Annotated in this window: 14 protein-coding genes; 9 read left to right on the forward strand and 5 right to left on the reverse strand. The window is 73.9% G+C overall.

The annotated features are described in order from the left end of the window. Positions 1-62 precede the first annotated feature (62 nt). Together NFU81_RS27515 and NFU81_RS27520 are read left to right on the forward strand one after the other, a co-directional pair. The gene (locus NFU81_RS27515) at positions 63-1,070 is read left to right on the forward strand and encodes a hypothetical protein (RefSeq protein ID WP_251495297.1); all 1,008 of its coding nucleotides are present in this window, start codon (positions 63-65) and stop codon (positions 1,068-1,070) included. A gap of 126 nt (positions 1,071-1,196) precedes the next feature. Beyond that, positions 1,197-2,015, forward strand: a complete 819-nt coding sequence (locus NFU81_RS27520) for an SAM-dependent methyltransferase (protein WP_251495299.1) — start codon at positions 1,197-1,199, stop codon at positions 2,013-2,015. Positions 2,016-2,064: 49 nt separating this feature from the next. On the opposite strand, the gene NFU81_RS27525 is transcribed toward NFU81_RS27520, so the two are convergent. From NFU81_RS27525 to NFU81_RS27540, 4 genes are all read right to left on the reverse strand, one after another. After that, positions 2,065-2,967, reverse strand: a complete 903-nt coding sequence (locus NFU81_RS27525) for a helix-turn-helix domain-containing protein (RefSeq protein WP_251495303.1) — start codon at positions 2,965-2,967, stop codon at positions 2,065-2,067. Between the two features lie 83 nt (positions 2,968-3,050). Next, the gene (locus tag NFU81_RS27530; RefSeq protein ID WP_251495305.1) at positions 3,051-3,290 is read right to left on the reverse strand and encodes a DUF397 domain-containing protein; all 240 of its coding nucleotides are present in this window, start codon (positions 3,288-3,290) and stop codon (positions 3,051-3,053) included. 265 nt (positions 3,291-3,555) lie between these two features. Next, positions 3,556-4,911 (reverse strand): M20/M25/M40 family metallo-hydrolase, encoded by a 1,356-nt coding sequence (locus NFU81_RS27535; protein ID WP_251495307.1) that lies wholly within the window; start codon positions 4,909-4,911, stop codon positions 3,556-3,558. Positions 4,912-5,034: 123 nt separating this feature from the next. Continuing rightward, positions 5,035-7,215, reverse strand: coding sequence for an alpha-galactosidase (locus NFU81_RS27540; RefSeq protein WP_251495309.1), 2,181 nt, complete (start codon positions 7,213-7,215; stop codon positions 5,035-5,037). A 150-nt stretch (positions 7,216-7,365) separates the two neighbouring features. Here NFU81_RS27540 and NFU81_RS27545 point away from each other — a divergent pair, with 150 nt between their 5' ends. Then, the gene (locus NFU81_RS27545; RefSeq protein ID WP_251495312.1) at positions 7,366-8,529 is read left to right on the forward strand and encodes an ROK family transcriptional regulator; all 1,164 of its coding nucleotides are present in this window, start codon (positions 7,366-7,368) and stop codon (positions 8,527-8,529) included. Between the two features lie 47 nt (positions 8,530-8,576). Continuing rightward, positions 8,577-9,224: a DinB family protein gene (locus NFU81_RS27550; RefSeq protein WP_251495314.1), complete on the forward strand. Its 648-nt coding sequence runs from the start codon at positions 8,577-8,579 to the stop codon at positions 9,222-9,224. 84 nt (positions 9,225-9,308) lie between these two features. On the opposite strand, the gene ligD is transcribed toward NFU81_RS27550, so the two are convergent. Beyond that, on the reverse strand, positions 9,309-10,205 hold the full coding sequence (ligD, locus tag NFU81_RS27555) for a non-homologous end-joining DNA ligase (protein WP_251495316.1): 897 nt from the start codon (positions 10,203-10,205) through the stop codon (positions 9,309-9,311). A gap of 38 nt (positions 10,206-10,243) precedes the next feature. Here ligD and ku point away from each other — a divergent pair, with 38 nt between their 5' ends. From ku to NFU81_RS27580, 5 genes are all read left to right on the forward strand, one after another. Then, entirely contained in the window at positions 10,244-11,197 is a 954-nt protein-coding gene (gene ku / locus NFU81_RS27560) for a non-homologous end joining protein Ku (protein WP_251495319.1), read from the forward strand. A 76-nt stretch (positions 11,198-11,273) separates the two neighbouring features. After that, the gene (locus NFU81_RS27565; protein WP_251495322.1) at positions 11,274-12,884 is read left to right on the forward strand and encodes a DHA2 family efflux MFS transporter permease subunit; all 1,611 of its coding nucleotides are present in this window, start codon (positions 11,274-11,276) and stop codon (positions 12,882-12,884) included. Then, positions 12,881-13,492, forward strand: a complete 612-nt coding sequence (locus tag NFU81_RS27570; protein WP_251495325.1) for an acyl-CoA-like ligand-binding transcription factor — start codon at positions 12,881-12,883, stop codon at positions 13,490-13,492. The genes NFU81_RS27565 and NFU81_RS27570 overlap by 4 nt, the downstream gene beginning before the upstream one ends. Positions 13,493-13,640: 148 nt before the next feature. Next, complete coding sequence (locus NFU81_RS27575) at positions 13,641-14,372, forward strand: GNAT family N-acetyltransferase (protein WP_251495328.1); 732 nt, start codon at positions 13,641-13,643, stop codon at positions 14,370-14,372. A 23-nt stretch (positions 14,373-14,395) separates the two neighbouring features. After that, positions 14,396-15,316, forward strand: coding sequence for an NADP-dependent oxidoreductase (locus NFU81_RS27580; protein WP_251495331.1), 921 nt, complete (start codon positions 14,396-14,398; stop codon positions 15,314-15,316). Positions 15,317-15,336 lie beyond the last annotated feature (20 nt).

Consider the following 15,336-nt stretch of genomic DNA (forward strand, 5'->3'; position numbering starts at 1 on the left):
ATCCCCCGAGGGGCGGGCGGAGTCCCCTGTGCCTGCGCCCATCACCCACGCTCGCCACCCTCATGTCCCTCATCACGAACGGAGCGGTGCCCATGCCGAAGAACCCGACGTCCCTCAGCAGACCCGGCGCCGCGGCGGCCCCGGTGCGTGCGGCCCGGGTGGAGCGGTACGGCGGCGCGGCGGTCGGGACCGGCGCACCGGGCGGGGCGCGCGGCGACGCCTACCGGCGGGCGGTCGAGGACCGCCTGGGCGCCTCGGCGTCGGCCCAGGAGCTCTCCCGCAAGGCGCAGTTCGTGGACTACGAGAGCATGCGGGCGATGTTCGAGGCGTGGAACACCCGGATGTGGCGCGGCGCCGGCACCCTGCACGCCGCGCTGCCGCACCCGGCGCTGCACACCCCGGTGTGGCCGGTCGGCGGCCACGGCCTCGACATGGGCGGCGGCTACTACGGCGCCCGCAAGGGCTGCGAGCCGCTGCACGTCCAGGCGGACCCGCTGGACGGCACGGTGCTCGCGGCGAACCACACGGGGTCCGCGGTACGGGGCGCCACGGTCGCCGCGCAGCTCTACGACCTGGGCGGGCGGCCGATCGGGGAGCCTTCGCGGCACACCGCCGACCTGCCGGCCGGGGCTGTGACCGCGGCCTTCGCGGTGCCCTTCGCGCGGGCGCTGCCGGCCACCCATCTGCTGCGGCTGCGGCTGACCGGGGCGGACGGGCGGCTGCTGTCGGTCAACGACTACTGGCGCTACCGCACGCCGACGGACATGCGCTCGCTCAACGGCCTGCCGTACGTACGGCTCTCGGTCGCGGTCCGCCCCGCGGGCGACGGGGCGGTGACCGCGGCGGTGGCGAACACCGGGGGGGCGCCGGCGGCGATGGTGCGCCTGGCGCTCGCCGCCTCGCCCGGCGGCCCCGCACTGCCCGCGCCGGCCGACGACAACTGCCTGTGGCTGCTGCCCGGAGAGTCCCGCGACGTCACCCTGCTCCGGTGGCCCGCAGCCGGTGGCGGCGCCGGGGAGATGCCCACCGTGGTGGCGCAGGCGTACAACTCCCTTCCTGCCGAGGGCTGATGCCCGCGGGCGTTACGCGCTGTCGTGACCGCCGTCTCGACCGTGACGGGTCGGCTCCCTAGGATGGGAGTGCTCCAGATCACTCCCAACCCGCCTGTAACAGGCCGACGCTGCGTGAGGAACCCGATGGACAACGGGGACGTACCGCTGACGGACAAGATCGACGTGACGGTGCCGAGCGTGGCGCGCATGTACGACTTCCTCATGGACGGGAAGGACAATTACCCGGCCGACCGGGCGGCCACGGAAGAGCTGCTCAAACAGGTGCCGAGCACGAAGGTGCTGGCGCTGAACAACCGCGCGTTCCTGCGCCGGGTGGTGCACAGGCTCGCCGAGGACTACGGGATACGCCAGTTCGTCGACCACGGCTCCGGCCTGCCGACCCAGGACAACGTCCACGAGGTGGCCCAGCGGATCGACCCCGCCTCCCGGGTGGTCTATATCGACAACGACCCGATCGTGCTGGCGCACGGCCGGGCGCTGCTGGAGCAGAACGAGAACACCGCGGTGATCCACGCGGACATGCGCGACACCGAGAAGATCTGGTCGAGCCCCGAGGTCACCCGGCTGATCGACACCGCCGAGCCGGTCGCGGTGCTCTTCGTGTCGGTGCTGCACTGCATTCCCGACCGTGACGACCCGGCGGACGTGGTGCGGCGGGCGGCGGCCAGGGTACCCCCCGGCAGCTTCCTCGTGGTGTGCCAGCTGGTCAGCGAGGACGAGGAGACCAGGCGCGGCGTCACCGAGTTCATGGACCGGAGCACCGGTGGGAACTGGGGCGAGGTCCGGCGCGAGCAGGACGTGCTGAGGTTCCTCGAGGGCACGGAGATCCTGGAGCCCGGGCTGGTGGAGGTGTCCACCTGGCGCCCGGACACCGAGCTGGCGCCGAAGCAGCCGAGCATGGAGTGGATCGAGTTCGGCGGCGTCGGCCGCATCGTCGGCTGAGCCGCGGACCCCGGGGGCTCCGGACCCAGGAGGCTCCGCGCGCACCGGTTCACCGGTAGCGGCGCAGGGCCTCCTCCAGGATCGTCCTGCTGTCGGCGGGAGTTGCGGCGAGCGCGCTGAGCTCGTCCAGTGCGGCACGGTAGCGGTCGACGTCGTCGAGGCGGTCGAGGTAGACCGCGCTGGTCATGTGCTCCAGGTAGACCACGTCGGGCAGGAAGCCCTGGGCGAACCGCAGATAGGTGACGGCGGCCCCGGGCGTGGCGGCGGCGCTCGCGGCGTAGGAGGCGACCTGCAGCCGGACGCCGGGCTGGCGCAGGACGTCGAGCAGGTGCTGCAACTGCTCGCGCATCACCTCGTTGCCGCCGACCGGGCGGTAGAGCACTCCCTCGTCGATGAGCGCCCACAGCACCGGCGCACCCGGTTCCGCCATCCTGCGCTGGCGTTCCAGGCGCAGCTCCACCCGCCGCGCGTTCTCCTGAGCGGCGGCGAGCCGGTGCCCGCTGTCCACCACCGCCCGGGCGTAGGCGACGGTCTGCAGCAGGCCGGGCACGAACTGGGTCTCGTAGGTGCGCACCAGGTGCGCGTCGCGCTCCAGGCCGATCAGCGCCTGCAGCCAGTCCGGGACGACCTCGCCGTAGGACTGCCACCAGTCGGGGCCGGCAGCGCGCTGCACCATCCGGGCGATCTGCGCGCGCTCCTCGTCGCCCACGCCGTAGAGCTGGAGCAGCTCGTCGACGTCGCGCACCTTGAGGGAGACGTGGGCGGTCTCCATGCGGCTGATCTTCGAGGCGTGGGCGCGGATGTGGCTGCCGGCGGCGGCCGGGCTGAGACCGCGGCTCTCGCGCAGGGCTCGCAGATGGTTGCCGAGCACCCTGGACATGGCCCGTGCGCCCATGTCCGGACGGCGTTCGAACAGCGGTAACGGCGATACGAGCTGCGCTTGAGCGGACATGCGGGCTCCCGAGTCATACTGGACAGGCCAGTATTGCACCGCGAAGCCCGCAGTTCGCCCTCCTGGACGTCAAACGGCCGGCTTCACGCCGTAAAAGCGTCGAAGTCACCGTCCTTGGCCCCCTCGACGAATGCGGCCATCTCTGCCCGCGTGTATATCAGAGCCGGTCCGTCCGGGTAGCGCGAATTGCGAACGGCCACGCCGTCGCCGGGCAGTTGGGCAACCTCGACACAGTTGCCACTCTGGTTACTGCGGGCGCTCTTGGTCCATTCCACCCCGGAAATGCTGCTGGCCTGCACTCCGTTGCCGATCGACTGGTCCACGGTGCATCGCCTCTCTCCTGAGTCCACCGGGCTCATCCGTCGCTTCAGCACCGCTGACCGCGGCACTCACACACACCTCTACCCGGCAACTGCATCTGCAATTCCCGATGCAATTGCATTCGTTGGTTGCAGCACCAGGCAAGAATCGCCCGAGTGGGACAAATCCACAGATCAGGATGAATAGCACGGCACGCGGCGGCAGGACGAAACGCGGGTACCGCCGTCCGCGGTCAGCGGCCGGCCCGAGCTGCCGGGGTCGCGCGGCTCACCGCCTGCCGCCCGCGGACCGGAAGGCCGCGGCGTACTCGCGCAGGAAGGCGGCCTCGGCGATCACCGCGCCGCGCAGTTCGGAGAAGAGCACCCGCTCGTTGGGGGCGTGCAGGTTGCACATGCTGTCCTGGGCGCCGAAGAGCAGCACCTCCGCGTGCGGTACGGCCCTGGCGAGCCCGTTGACCAGCGGGATGGAGCCGCCGCTCGCCGCGAACTGCGGCTCGGTGCCCCAGCCTTCGCGCAGCGCGGTGCGGGCGGCGCGGTAGGCGGGGCCGCCGGTCGCCGCCTCGAAACCGGGGCCCGCGTCGCTCGCTGCGACCGTCAGCTCGATGCCGTACGGGCGGCTCTCGCGCAGGTGGCGGACCAGCGCGTCGGTGGCCTGCCGCGGGTCCTGCTGCGGGTGGACCCGCAGGTTGAGCCTGGCGCGTGCGTAGGGGACCACCGCGGAGGCGGCACCGTCCACCGCGGGGGCGTCGAGGCCGATCACCGTGATCGCCGGTCCGCTCCACAGCCGCTCCCCCAGGCTGCCGCTGCCGGTCAGCGGCATCCCGTCGGCCACGGTGGCCAGTTCGCGGAACTCCTGCTCGGTGTACGACGCCCCCTCCCACTCGTCCCGGCGCAGCCCGGGCACCGCCACGTCGCCGTTCTCGTCGTGCAGCCCGGCCAGCGCGCGGACCAGGGCCAGCAGCGCGTCGGGGGCGGCGCCGCCGTACCCGCCGCTGTGCCGCGCCTCGGCCAGGGTCCGCACCTCCACCACGACCTCGGCGACACCGCGCAGCCCGGTGGTGAGGGTCGGGGTGCCGGGACGCAGGTTGCCCATGTCGGCGATCACCATGGCGTCGCAGGCGAAACGCCCGGGGTCGGTGGGCGGGTACTCGTCGAAGGCGCTGCCGTACTCCTCCTGGCCCTCGATGACGATCTTCAGCCCGGTGGGCGGCCGGCCGCCGTAGGCCCGCAGCACCCCCAGGTGGGCGATGACGTTGGACTTGTCGTCCGCGATGCCGCGCGCCCGCAGCCCGCCCTCGACCGGGGTCGGCTCGAAGGGCGGGGACAGCCACAGCGACTCGTCGCCCGGCGGCTGGACGTCGTAGTGGCCGTACAGCAGGACGGTCGGCGCGTCCGGGTCGGGCGGCGGGACCTCCGCGTAGATCACCGGCGAGGTGTCGGGCAGGTCGATGCGTTCGACGTGCCCGACACCCGCCTCCCGCAGCAGCTCCACCAGCAGGTCGTGCGCCCTGAGGACCTCGGAGCGCGGATAGCCGGGGAAGGCGATCGAGGGGATCGCGGCGAGCCTGGCGAGGTCGGCGGTGAGGCCGTCCATCAGGCCGTCCACGGTGCTGGTGAGGTCCATCCGGTGCGCTCCCTGGTCCGTCGTCCGGCCGGGACCTCCGCGCGGATCCCCTCCTCCAGCACCCTGGCCAGCCGGCGCCGGCGCCGCAGCCGGGGTGGGCCGAACGGACCATCTCACGGCGGCTCAGGCCGCGCGCACCTCGATCAGCAGCGCGTGCCCCGGGTTCAGCGTCGGCATCGGCAGCCCGGCCCGCGCCAGCACCGCCCCCGGCAGCTCCACCCAGTCGTCGAGCGCGGCGGTGAACCAGGCGGGACCCGCCGTCTGGTGCAGCGACGGCAGCCCGAGCTCGGTACGGACCCGGACCCGGTAGCCGGCCTCGGGCGCAAGGCCGGGCAGCCGCACCCGGCCTGACTGGCCCTCGGGCGAGGTTGCCAGCCGCGCCCAGCAGTAGAGCGCGGCCGAGGAGTCGGCGGCGACGGCGCCGTACAGCAGGACGGCGTCACCCGGCAGGTCGGCGCGGACCTGCCGGCCGCTGTGCAGCAGCGGGCGCAGCTCGCGGTACAGGGCCGTCCACGCGGTGATCCTGGCCAGCTCGCCGTCGTCGCAGCGGGTGAGGTCCTGCTCGATGCCGGGGTGGCAGAACAGGCTGGTGGCCATCCGGAAGGTGTCGGCGGTGACCCGCCCGGTGGTGTGGCTCTCCGCCGCCCCGATGTGGGCGCCGATCAGCTCGGGCGGCAGCAGCTGCCCGGTCCAGCGCTGGATGGTCTGCCGCTCCACCGGGTCGTTGCAGTCCGAGGTCCACACCCGGTCGGTCCTGGCCAGGACGCCGAGGTCGATCCGGCCGCCGCCGGAGGCGCAGCTCTCGATCTCCAGTGCCGGGTGCCGCTCGCGCAGGGTGTCCAGCAGCCGGTAGAAGGCCTCGACCTGGGCGTGCCCGGCGGGCCGGTCGCCGGGGCCGTGCACCGCCTCGTGCAGCTCCCGGTTGTGGTCCCACTTGATGAAGGCGATGCCGTACTCGCCGACCAGGGTGTCGAGCCGCTCCAGCAGATACGCCCAGGCGTCGGGGTGCGAGATGTCCAGCACGTACTGGTTGCGCGAGGTGGGGCCGCGGCCGCGGGCCGGCCCCAGGATCCAGTCCGGGTGCTCGCGGGCCAGGTCGGAGTCGGGGTTGACCATCTCGGGTTCGAACCACAGCCCGAAGTCCATGCCGAGCGCCCGGACGTGGTCGGCCAGCGGCCCGAGGCCCTGCGGCCACACCTGCGGGTCGACGTACCAGTCGCCGAGCCCGGCGTTGTCGGCGCGGCGGCCGGTGAACCAGCCGTCGTCCAGCACGAAGCGCTCCACCCCGACCTCGGCGGCCCGGTCGGCGAGCCGGCGCAGCCGGTCCAGGTCGTGGTCGAAGTAGACGGCCTCCCAGCTGTTGAGCACCACGGGACGCGGGGTGCCCGGGTGGCCGGGGCGGGCGCGCAGCAGGGCATGGAAGCGGTCGGCGAGGCCGTCGAGGCCGTCGGCCGACCAGCCGAAGTGGCAGACCGGGGTGCGGTAGGTCTCCCCCGGGGCGAGGCGTATCTCGCCGGCGCGCAGCAGCTCGCCGCCGCCGAGTACGGCGGCGTGGACGCCGGCGCCCTCGGGGAGCTGCTCGACCAGGTAGCGCTGGTCGCCGCTCCAGGCGACGTGCACGCCCCACACCTCTCCGTCCCGGAAGCCGAAGCCGGGCACCCCGGCGGCCAGCAGGTACGGCGAGTCGAGGCCGGGCTTGCCGCGCCGCACCTCGCGCAGGTAGGTGCCGTGGCCCAGCGGGCGGCGCTGCGGCTGCCGCTCCCGGCTCCACTTGCCGGTGAAGTCCAGCACCTCGGTGGCCCGTGCGGGCAGCGGCAGCAGGGTGGTGACGCGCGCGAGGTCGTACGGAGCAGGGTCGGCGTCCGCCCTGCGGGTCAGTGCCGCGCCGGCGCCGAGCACTCCCGAGGGGTCGAGGCGGTAGGTGACGGCGATGTCGAGCCCGGCGGCGGCGTCCGTCAGGGCGAGGACGATCTCACCGCCGCCGCCGTCGAACTCCTGGTGGGTGCTGCCGGTGAGCACCGGTCCCGGCGCCGCGGCGCCGCCGTCGAGGTGGCCCTCGTGGGCGGGGGTGCCGGACCAGCCGTCGGCCTCGGTGGGCCAGACGGTGAAGATCCGCGGCCGGTCGACGGCGTTGTTCAGGACGGCGCCCTCAGCGGTGAGGCTGAGCGCTGCGGCGCCGGCGGCGGACAGCTCGCCGAGGTCGGCACCCCAGTGCAGGACCCGCGGCACCGGCCCGGTCAGCTCCACGACCAGGGCGGTGCCCGCCGCGCGCAGGGAGACGGTCCGTGCGGTGGCGTTCTGCATGGCGGGGTCCTTTCCTCGGGTTCGGCCGAATCTAGAGCGAGTTTCCTTCCGTGGTCAACATATTCACAGGCAACCGGTCACCGATGTCCATGGAGACAGCACGACTGCCAGGCACCTTGATGTTTTCCGGTGGAAAGGTAGGGTCCCCGTATGACGCTCGCCGGACGACCGCCGGCCGCCGCCCTGGTCTTCAGGACGCTGCTGGTGCACGGCCCCCTCACCCGGGCGGAGTTGGGGCGCCGCACCGGCCTGTCACCGGGCGCCGTCACCAAGGTCGCCGCTCCTCTGCTGGCCGACGGCTGGATCGCCGAACTGGGCCGCCCGGCGGGCGAGCGCGGCAGCGGCCGGCCCGCGACGCCGATGACCGTACGGGCGGAGCGCGCGCGCTTCGTCGGGGTCAAGGTGACAGGGGACGAGCTGATCGGGGTCCTCACCGACCTGACCGCCGCCCCGCTCGCCACCGGCCGCGCGCCGCTGGCCTCGCGGGACGTCGACAGCGTGGTGCGGGCGATCGCCCGGCTGGTTGCCCGGCTGCGGTCGCAGGGCGGGGCGGCGGCGCAGGCCGGCGCCGAGTCGCCGGGCGGGGTGCACGGCATCGGGGTCACCCTGGCGGGGGACATCGACGCACAGGCCGGCACCGTGCAGTTCTCGCCGTTCCTGGACTGGCGCCAGGTGCCGCTGGCCCGGCTGGTGGAGGCGGCCGCGGGCGTACCTGCGGTGGTCGAGAACGACGTGCGGGCGCTGACCGTGGCCGAGCAGTGGTTCGGCGCCGGCGCCGGGCTCTCGTCCTTCGCCCTGGTCACCGTCGGCGCCGGGATCGGCTGCGGTATCGCGGTCGAGGGGCGGGTGGTGTCGGGGGCGTACGGCGTCGCCGGCGAGGCGGGGCATCTGCCGGTCGGCGGCGACCGGGTCTGCACCTGCGGCAACACCGGGTGCGTCGAGGCCGTCGCCGCCACCCACGCGATCACCGAGCAGGCCCGGCAGGCCACCGGCGACCCGGACCTGACCATGGCGGCGGCAGTGCGGCGCGCGCACGCGGGCGACCCCGCCGTACGCGAGGTCTTCGCCCGCGCCGGGCGCGCGCTCGGCCTGGCGATGGCCTCGGTCGCCAACCTGGTCGGGCCGCAGCGCATCATCATCTCCGGCGAGGGCGTGGCCTCCTACGACCTGTTCGCCGACGCGGTCCGCGCGGCCTTCCGCGCCCAGGCCTTCGGTGCGGCGGCCGAGTGCGACCTGGTGGTGCGGCCACTGCCGTTCGAGGCCTGGGCACGCGGCGGCGCCGCGGTGGCCGCCCAGCGGATCTTCGCGCCCTGACGGCCCGCGAAGGGCGGGCACCCGGCCGGGAGTTGTACGGTCCCGGCATGACCTCCATACCGAAGCACCTCCCGGGACCCGTGACCGCAGACGACGTCGACCTGGCCGTACAGCTCGCGGTGGCCGCCTTGGGGGACGCGCCCGACGAGGGCTGGGACGCCCCGGCGGGCACCCTGGAGTGGACCTGCTGGCAGACCGCGGAGCACCTGGCGGACGACCTGTTCGCGTACGCCCTCCAACTCGGCCCTCGGGCGCCCTCGCTGACCACCCATGTGCCCGTCAGCTGGCGCCGGGAGACGCCCGGCGGGCCTGCGAGCACGATCTTCGTGGACCGCTCGGAGGGCGGCGCCGCCCTGCTCCAGGTGCTCGAAGCCTGCGGGGCGCTGCTCACCTCCATGGTCCGCACCACGTCGTCCGGCCTGCGCTCGCACCATGGCTTCGGGCCGGCGGACCCGGAGGGCTTCGGCGCGATGGGCGTGGTCGAGACGCTGGTCCACACCCACGACATCGCCACCGGGCTCGGATTGCCCTTCGAGCCGCCGGGCGACCTGTGCGCCAGGACCCTGCACCGGCTCTTCCCCGACGCGCCCGCCGACGTCGAACCGTGGCCGGCGCTGCTGTGGTCGACCGGCAGGACCGCCCTGCCGGGCCGCGAGCGGCAGGAGAGCTGGCGCTGGTACGGGGAGCCGCGGTAGCTCGCCGGGCTTCCCTGACATTTCCGGTACGAGGCGCTTGCCGACGCACGTCGTCCGGCGCCTCCGCGTCCTGGGCGGCCCCGCTCACCCTCCGTGCGGGGGGAGCGGGGCCGCCGCCTCCGGGGTCAGCAGCGCGGCGAGGAGGTCGCCGTGGGCGGTCAGGCGCGGGGGGAGGTCGGCGAGGGCGAAGGTCAGGTCGCTGGGGGTGCGGGCGGCGGCCACCTCGGACCAGGCCAGCGGCGTGGAGACCGTGGGGTGCGGGCGGGCGCGCACCGTGTAGGGCGTCGCGGTCGTCTTCTTCGCCGAGTTCTGCGACCAGTCGATGAACACCCGCCCGGTCCGGTCCGCCTTCGCCATCCGGGACACCACCCGCTCGGGATACCCGCGCTCCAACTCCTGCGCCACCCGCCGCGCGTAGGCGGACGCCTCCCGCGAGTCGGCGCCCCGCAGCGCGGCGTAGAGGTGCAGGCCCTTGGAACCGCTGGTCTTGGCCCAGGTCCGGATGCCGTCGGCGGCGAGCCGCTCGCGCAGCAGCAGCGCCACCTCGCAGCAGTCGACGACGGTGCGGCCGGGGCCGGGGTCGAGGTCGACGACCAGGCGGTCGGCGGTGCCGGGCGCGGCCGACCGCCACTGCGGGGTGTGGATCTCCACGCAGGCCAGGTTCGCGGCCCACATCAGCGTGGCCAGGTCGTTGATCTGGACCTGCGGCATGAGTTCGCCGCTGCTCCTGAGCGTCTCGGCGGTGGTCACCCACTCGGGCGTACCGGCGGGCGGCCGTTTCTGGAAGAAGCGCTGCCCCTGCACGCCGTCGGGCGTCCTGACGAAGCTGACCGGGCGTCCGGCGCAGTGCGGGATGAGGACTTCGGCGACGCTCGCGTAGTAGTGCAGCAGCTCGCCCTTGGTGGTTCCGGTCTCCGGCCAGAGGACCCGGTCGAGGTGGCTGAGCTTGATCTGGCGGCCCTCGACCTCGGTGATCGGCATAGCATAAAGATCCCATAGCCTGACAAAAAGGACACGCTATGCGCAGCGTCTGGAGCGGGAACCTGGCCTTCGGCCTGGTCTCCATCCCGGTGAAGCTCGGATCCGCCGTGTCGAGCCACAAGATCAGCTTCCGGCAGATCCATCTGGCCGACCAGGGCCGGATCCGCTACCAGAAGACCTGCGAGCTGGACGAGGAGGTGCTGACCACCGCCGACATCGGCCGGGCCTTCGAGACCCCGGACGACCAGCTGGTCGAGGTCACCGACGCCGACCTCCAGGCGCTGCCGCTGCCGACCGCAAAGACCATCGAGGTGAGCGGCTTCGTCGAGGCGTCCTCGGTGGACGCCATGCAGCTGGACACGCCCTACTTCCTGGCGCCGTCCTCACCGACGGCGAACAAGCCGTACGTCCTGATGCGCGAGGCGCTGGCGCGCTCGGGCAAGGCAGCCGTGGGCAAGTTCGCGATGCGCAACTCCGAGCACCTGGCGCTGATCACCGCACGTGACGACATCCTGCTGCTGCAGACGCTGCGCTGGCCGGACGAGCTGAACTCGGCGGCCGACGCCGTCCCGCGCGGCAAGGTCAACATCAGCGACAACGAACTGCAGCTCGCCGACACCCTGATCGAGGCGCTCGGCGAGGCGGACCTGGCGGCGTACCACGACGAGTACGCGGCGGCCGTCGAGGCGCTGGTGACGGCGAAGCTGGAGGGCGCGGAGCCGCCGGCCGCCGGCGGCGAGGGCGGCGGCGGCCAGGTGGTGGACCTGATGGCGGCGCTGCAGGCCTCGGTGGACCAGGCCAAGGACAGCCGCGGCGAGGAGGGGCGGCACGCGACCGTCACCGAGCTGAGCTCGAAGGGCGAGGGCGCGGGGGGCAAGCGCACCGCCAAGAAGACCACCGCGAAGAAGACGGCCGCCAAGAAGACCACCGCGAGGAAGACCGCGGCCAGGAAGACCGCGAAGAAGGCGGCGGGCCACCGCAAGGCAAACTGAAAGTTCACTTTCATTTGACTGATGACCACCGCATGGGAGTTACTGTCTTTACGCAGTCGACTTCCAGGAGGCCGTCATGTCCGCAGCAGCACCCGCCCCTCCCCCGCTCGCGAACTCCCCGCGCCGCTGGTGGGCGCTGGCCGCCCTGACGCTGAGCGTGCTGATCATCGCCCTGGACGGCACCGTGATCACCGTGGCGCTGCCCACCCTGTCCGGCGAACTGGGCGCAGACAGCGCCCAGTTGCAGTGGATCAACGGCGGCTACCTGCTGGCGCTCTCGGTGGCGATGCTGCCGGTCGGGCTGCTCGGCGACCGCTATGGCCACAAGCGCGTCCTGGCCTGCGGCATCACCCTGTTCGGCCTGGCCTCGCTGGCCGGCACCCAGGCGGGCTCGCCGGGGCAGCTGATCGCGGTGCGGACCGTGCTGGGCCTGGCCGCGGCGATGATCATGCCGGTGTCGATGGCCGTGCTGCCGCGGATCTTCGGCCCGGCCGAGCTGCCCAAGGCGATCGGCGTGTGGACCGCGGCGACCGCGGTGGGCATGCCGGTGGGGCCGCTGGTGGGCGGCTGGCTGCTCAACCACTTCTGGTGGGGCTCGGTCTTCCTCTTCAACGTGCCGGTGGTCGTCCTGGCGCTGATCGCGTCCCTCTGGCTGCTGCCCGCCGACCGGACGCGGGACCGCGGCGCGGCCGTCCCGTTCGACACCGTCGGCACGGTGCTCAGCGCGCTGGGCATCACCGCGCTCGTCTACGGCACCATCCTGGTCCCGGACGACGGCTGGGGCAGCCCCCGGGTGCTGGGCGGTGTCCTCGGCGGCGCAGTCCTGCTGGTCGCCTTCGCCGTGTGGCAGCGGCGGTACCCGCACCCGCTGGTGGACCTGCGGCTGTTCGCCGACCCCCGGTTCCGCTGGGGCACGCTGGTCGCGGTCTTCGTGAACTTCGCGCTGATGGGCATCATGTTCGTCGTCCCGCAGTACCTGCAGGAGGTGCTCGGGCACGACGCGTTCGGCACCGGGCTGCGGATCCTGCCGCTGATCGGCGGGCTGATGGCCGCCGCCACGCTGGGCGAGACGCTGGTACCTCGGCTGGGGGCGCGGGTGGTGGTCGCGGCCGGGCTGCTGGTCTTCGCCGCGGGCACGCTGGTCGGCGCGGTGACCGGCGGCGGCGATGGATACGGGTACGCCGCGCTGTGGCTGACCCTGACCGGCTTCGGCTTCGGACTGGCCGTGGTGCCGGCGACCAGCCTGGTGATGTCGTCGCTGCCCGCCGAGGCGTCGGGCCGGGGCACCAGCCTGCTGGAGACCGTGCAGCAGGTCGGCGCGGTGCTCGGGGTGGCCGGTCTCGGCAGCCTGCTCAGCGCCGGCTACCTGGCGCGGCTGAGCACCGCGGGGGTGAACGGCCCCGACGCCGCCGCGGCGCGCGACTCGGTGAGCGGCGCGGGCGCGGTGGCGGCGCGGCTGCACGACCCCGGGCTGCTGGACTCCGCGCACCGCGCCTTCGTCCACGGCATGAGCCTGGCGATGCTGGTGTGCGCGGCGATCGCCCTGGCCGCGGCCGTCCTCGCGGCGCTGTTCCTGCCCGCCAAGGCCCCGGCCGGCGGCGAGCCGAAGGCGGGGGCGGGCGGCCCGGTCCCGCCTGCGCGCGAGGTCGCCACATCCACCGCCGACAGCGGACAATCGCTGGCATGAACGCCAAGGAGACCCCGACCGCACCGCAACCGGGCCTGCGGGAGCGCAAGAAGCAGCGCACCCTGCAGACGATCAGGCGCGAGGCCTACCGCCTCTTCGCCGCCCACGGTTACGAGGCCACCACCGTCGACCAGATCGCCGACGCGGCCGAGGTCTCGCCCAGCACCTTCTTCCGCTACTTCCCGACCAAGGAGGACGTCGTCCTGCGCGACGAGTACGACCCGGCGCTCGTGGCGGCGCTGCGCTCCAGGCCGCCCGGCGAGCCGATCATCGACTCGATCCGGCACGCGCTGACCGACTCGCTCGGGCAGATGCTGGAGGCCGACCACGACGAGCTGCTGCTGCGGACCCGGCTCGGCTTCACCGACCCGGCGATCAGGGCGCGTTCCTGGGACGAGCTGCAGCGCAGCCAGGACGTGGTGGCCGCGGTGATCAGCGAGCGCACCGGGCGCGACCCCGACGACCTGGACGTGCACTGCGCGGCCGCGGCACTGATGGCCGTGTCGACGGCGGTGGTACGGCACTGGGTGCAGCGCGACGGCGAGGTGGACCTGGTCGCCCTCTACGACCGGCAGTTCGCCCTGCTCGCCCAGGGCATCCGCTTCTGACCTGCGCGGCGGCCGGGCCGGCGGGGACGCGGCGCGAATATTCCCAAGGACTGATACGGGGGCCGGGACGGGATTTTCCCGCGGACCGATCGGGTTGCCACCGGTGAGCGCCGACGCCCCGGCGCAGAAACGGAGCAGCACCGCGATCATGTCGACCCGTCTTGAGCCCTCGCACCCGCTGCCGCACCGGGACCCCGCGGAAGCGCACGTGCTGGACAACGCCGCCTGGGCGTCGCTGAACGGCCCGCACCGGCACCTCGCGCAGACCGTCGGTTCCGCCGCCCGCTACCGGACCGACGTATCGCCCTTCGTCGCGGTCGCCGACCCCGGGCAGCCGCAGTCCTGGTCGGACCTGGCCGCCCTGGTCGGCGCGGGCAACTCCTTCGCGATCGCCGGGGTGCCCACGCTCCCCGACGGCTGGGCGACCGGCCAGTCGGGGCAGGGCGTGCAGATGGTGGCGACCGCGGTGGAGGCCCGCACCGACCCCGAGGCGGAACCGCTCGGCCCCGCGGACGTCCCCGAGATGCTGGAGCTGGTCGAACGCGCCAAGCCCGGCCCCTTCCTGCCCGGCACGGTCGAGATGGGCGCCTACTACGGCATCCGCCGCGGCGGCCGGCTGGTCGCGATGGCCGGGGAGCGGCTGCGGCCGCCGGGCTGGACGGAGATCAGCGCGGTGTGCACCGACGAGGAGCACCGCGGCCAGGGGCTGGCGTCCCGGCTGGTGCTGCACACCGCGGCCGGGATCGGCGCCCGCGGCGACACGCCGTTCCTGCACGCCGCCGCGGTCAACACCGGTGCGATACGGCTGTACGAGACGCTCGGCTTCACGCTGCGCCGCAGCACCCTCTTCCACTTCCTCCAGGTCCCCGGCGACCGCTGACCCGCACATCCGAGGAGCACGCCATGCCCACCGCCTACCTCCACACCGCCTTCGGCGGCCCCGAGACCGAGGCCTTCGCCGACCTGCCTCGCCCGGTGCCGGGACCCGGCCAGCTGCTGATCGCGGTACGGGCCGCGGGCGTCAACCCCGTCGACTACAAGCGGCGCAACGGCTACCGGCGGGCGGGCGGCCCGCCGACCGACCTGCCGTCGGTGTTCGGCAGCGAGGCCGCCGGCGTCGTGGAGGAGGTCGGTGCCGGCGTCGAGGGCTTCGCGCCCGGCGACGAGGTCCTCGGCAGCACGGACACCGGCGGTTACGCCGAGCTGACCCTGCTGCCCGCGGCCGGCACCGCGCACAAGCCGGCCGGCCTGTCCTGGACGGACGCGGCCACGCTGCCGGTCGCGGCGGCCACCGCCTACGACGCCCTCGTCCAGCTCGCCCTGCCGGCCGGGGCGACGCTGCTGGTCAACGGCGTCGGCGGCGGCGTGGGTGTCGCCGCCGCCCAGATCGCCCGGGACGCGGGGCTGACGGTGATCGGCACGGCGAGCGCGGCGAAGGCGGCCTTCGCGCAGTCGCTGGGCGCGGTCCACGTCGCCTCGGGCGAGGGTGTCGCCGAGCGCGTCCGCGCGGTGGCCCCCGGCGGTGTGGACGGCGTGCTCGACCTGGTCGGCGGTGACTCGCTGCGCGAGCTGGCCGGGCTGCTCACCGACCGGTCGCGCCTGGTCAGCGGTGCGGACAAGGCGCTCGCCGCCGAGCTGGACGGCAGCGCGATCGTACGGGCCCGCACGGGTGCGGTGCTCGACGCGGTGGCCGCGCTGGTGGTGAAGGGCGCGCTCGACCCGCACGTGACGCGCACCTACCCCCTCGCGGAGGCGGACAAGGCCCTCCGCGCGGTGGAGGAGGGCCACACCCAGGGCAAGCTGGTCCTCACCGTCGGCCCGTAACCCGTAACCCGAAGGAGAAG

The organism is Actinacidiphila cocklensis, from assembly GCF_907177275.1.
Lineage (GTDB): Bacteria > Actinomycetota > Actinomycetes > Streptomycetales > Streptomycetaceae > Actinacidiphila > Actinacidiphila cocklensis.

Bases quoted from the DNA above. Each gene is read 5' to 3' on its own strand.
- NFU81_RS27515 (WP_251495297.1), top strand. From the start codon at position 63: ATGTCCCTCATCACGAACGGAGCGGTGCCCATGCCGAAGAACCCGACG.
- NFU81_RS27520 (WP_251495299.1), top strand. From the start codon at position 1,197: ATGGACAACGGGGACGTACCGCTGACGGACAAGATCGACGTGACGGTG.
- NFU81_RS27525 (WP_251495303.1), bottom strand. From the start codon at position 2,967: ATGTCCGCTCAAGCGCAGCTCGTATCGCCGTTACCGCTGTTCGAACGC.
- NFU81_RS27535 (WP_251495307.1), bottom strand. From the start codon at position 4,911: ATGGACCTCACCAGCACCGTGGACGGCCTGATGGACGGCCTCACCGCC.
- NFU81_RS27540 (WP_251495309.1), bottom strand. From the start codon at position 7,215: ATGCAGAACGCCACCGCACGGACCGTCTCCCTGCGCGCGGCGGGCACC.
- NFU81_RS27545 (WP_251495312.1), top strand. From the start codon at position 7,366: ATGACGCTCGCCGGACGACCGCCGGCCGCCGCCCTGGTCTTCAGGACG.
- NFU81_RS27550 (WP_251495314.1), top strand. From the start codon at position 8,577: ATGACCTCCATACCGAAGCACCTCCCGGGACCCGTGACCGCAGACGAC.
- ligD (WP_251495316.1), bottom strand. From the start codon at position 10,205: ATGCCGATCACCGAGGTCGAGGGCCGCCAGATCAAGCTCAGCCACCTC.
- ku (WP_251495319.1), top strand. From the start codon at position 10,244: ATGCGCAGCGTCTGGAGCGGGAACCTGGCCTTCGGCCTGGTCTCCATC.
- NFU81_RS27565 (WP_251495322.1), top strand. From the start codon at position 11,274: ATGTCCGCAGCAGCACCCGCCCCTCCCCCGCTCGCGAACTCCCCGCGC.
- NFU81_RS27570 (WP_251495325.1), top strand. From the start codon at position 12,881: ATGAACGCCAAGGAGACCCCGACCGCACCGCAACCGGGCCTGCGGGAG.
- NFU81_RS27575 (WP_251495328.1), top strand. From the start codon at position 13,641: ATGTCGACCCGTCTTGAGCCCTCGCACCCGCTGCCGCACCGGGACCCC.
- NFU81_RS27580 (WP_251495331.1), top strand. From the start codon at position 14,396: ATGCCCACCGCCTACCTCCACACCGCCTTCGGCGGCCCCGAGACCGAG.